The sequence below is a fragment of the Streptomyces fuscigenes genome, assembly GCF_021556455.1.
Taxonomy (GTDB): Bacteria; Actinomycetota; Actinomycetes; order Streptomycetales; family Streptomycetaceae; genus Streptomyces; species Streptomyces fuscigenes.
The window spans coordinates 1-1,976 of record NZ_JAKGCV010000682.1; the positions used below are offsets into that span (position 1 = coordinate 1).

At 76.7% G+C, this 1,976-nt stretch carries 1 pseudogene; it reads right to left on the reverse strand.

Annotated features, from left to right (window positions below):
- Positions 1–390: 390 nt before the first annotated feature.
- A pseudogene (locus L1885_RS27705) lies at positions 391–1,845 on the reverse strand (penicillin-binding transpeptidase domain-containing protein); the annotation flags it as partial.
- Positions 1,846–1,976: the final 131 nt, after the last annotated feature.

Genomic DNA, 1,976 nt, shown 5'->3' on the forward strand with positions numbered 1-1,976 from the left:
GCTCCCGGCGCGGCGTCAGCGCCCGGGCGCGTCCGGGTGCGAAGGCGCGCCCTGCCGCGGGTCCCCGCCGCGGTGCGCGAGCCCGCCGTGGTGCGCGACCGTCGTGGCGCGCGAGCCCGTCGTGGTGCGTGCACCGCCCCCCTAGGGACGCACGTCGTCCCGTGTGCGTCCGTCCCGCTGCGGGTCCCCGCCTCCTCGCGTACGCGCCTCCTGCCGCGGGTCCCCGTCCTCCCGCGCCCGCCCATGACCTCGCGTACGCGCGTCCTGCCGCGTGGGCCCTCCCTGCGGCGGGTCCCTGTCGTCCTGCGTGATCCCGCCCTCCTCCGGGTCCCCGCCGGCCCGCGGGAGCCCGTCCGGCCGCGCGTGCCCGTCCTCCTGGGAGAGCTTCGGGTCGGCCAGCGCCGCCCGCATCACCGACCTCGCGATCGGCGCCGCCACCCCGCCCCCGGTGATGTCCGCGCGGTCCGCCTCCGCGTCCTCCACCACGACCGCCACCGCCACCGCCGGCCGGTCGGCGTCCTCCGCCTGCGCCCAGGCGATGAACCACGCGTACGGCGTCCCCGCGTTGTCCAGGCCGTGCTGGGCCGTCCCCGTCTTGCCGCCCACCGTCGCGCCGTCGATCGCCGCGCGGCCTCCCGTGCCCGAGCGCACCACGTCGACCATCATCCCCTGCAGCCGGCGGGCCGTCCGGGTGCTCAGCACGCGCCGGTACGTACGGTCCGGTTCCCGCGAGACGACCCGGCCGCCGGGCGCCGTCGTACGGTCCACCAGGTGGGGGTACTTGAGCACCCCGCCGTCGGCCACCGCCGCCGACACCATCGCCATCTGCAGGGGGGTGGCCGTGGTGTCGAACTGCCCGATCGACGAGAGGGCCAGCTGGTCCGCCGTCATGTGCCGGTCGAAGTGTGACGGGGCGGCGGGCGAGGGGACGCGCAGCGCCCGGTCGTTGAAGCCGAACTTCTCGGCCGTGTGCAGCATCCCCGAGAGCCCCACCTTCACGCCGAGCCCCGCCATCACCGTGTTGCACGACCACTTGATCGCGAACTCCAGCGACGCGTCGTCGCACCCGTCGACCTCGTTGGGCAGCGTGGTGCCGGTCCCTGGCAGCCGGTAGGGGAGGGTGATCCCCGTACGCGCCCCGACGCTCCTGACCACGCCGGACTCCAGCGCCGCCGCCGCGGTCACGATCTTGAACGCCGAGCCGGGCGGATAGGTCTGGCGCAGCGCCCGGTTGAGCATCGGTCGTGTGGTGGCGCTGTTCAGGCGCGTCCAGGCGCCCTTCACCTCCTCGCCCGTCCCCGACAGCGCCGAGGGGTCGTACGACGGGCTGCTGACGAGCGCGAGGATGCGGCCGGTCGTCGGCGCGAGGGCCACCACCGCGCCGCGCCGCCCCCCGAGCCCCGCGTACGCGGCCCGCTGCATCGCCGCCGAGAGGGTGGTGGCGACCTGGCCGCCCGGAGCCGGTGCCCCCGCGCGCCCCGGGCGCAGCAGGGACGCCGCCACACGCGGGTCCGCACCGGACAGGATGCCGTCCTCGGCGTTCTCCAGGTCCGTCGAACCGTAGGTCTGGGACAGGAAGCCGGTCACGGGGGCGTAGAGCGGCCCCTGGGTGTAGGTGCGCTCGAACCGCAGGCGCTCGCGGGTGTCGTGCGAACCCGTGACGGGCACCCCGTCGACGAGGATGTCGCCCCGGGGCCGGCCGAACCGCTCGACCGTCGGGCGGCCGTTGCCGGGGTGGTGGTCGAGCCGGTCGGCCTGGACGGCCTGGACGCGCACGGCGTTGGCCAGCAGGGCCACCAGGAGCAGCAGGCAGAAGACCGCCGTGTGGCGGATCTGGCGGGTCATCGGCCGCCCTCCTGAGCCGGGTCGCTCTCGCGGAGCCGTTCGGACGCGGTCGCGGGGCCGGTGCCGCGGCGGCCCTCCGGAGCCGGGGACGGGCCGGTGCCGCGTCGCTGCTCGGCCGCCGCGGCCGGACC